This is a genomic window from Mameliella sp. CS4, from assembly GCF_019392335.1.
In the GTDB taxonomy this organism is placed as follows: Bacteria; Pseudomonadota; Alphaproteobacteria; order Rhodobacterales; family Rhodobacteraceae; genus Antarctobacter.
Genome location: NZ_JAHXRQ010000312.1, coordinates 1 through 230 on the forward strand (window position 1 = coordinate 1; position 230 = coordinate 230).

A 230-nucleotide genomic window follows, 5' to 3' on the forward strand; every position below is an offset into this window, starting at 1 on the left:
TGACGCTGCCGAATGGCCGGGTGCTGCGGGCCGGCGACGAGGTGCTCAGCTCTGTCAGCCGCTCGCTGGAACCCTATCGCGGCTTTCACGTCCTGATGCGCGCGCTGCCCGAGGTGCTGGCGGCCCGCCCCCATGCGCAGGCGGTGCTGATCGGCGGTGACGGCGTCAGCTATGGGGGCAAGCCCAGGGGCGCCGAGTCGTGGAAGGCAAAGCTGCTGGCCGAGGTCGGC

1 pseudogene is annotated in these 230 nt (G+C 71.7%); it reads left to right on the forward strand.

The annotated features are described in order from the left end of the window. A pseudogene (locus KZZ07_RS27520) lies at window positions 1–230 on the forward strand (glycosyl transferase family 1); the annotation flags it as partial.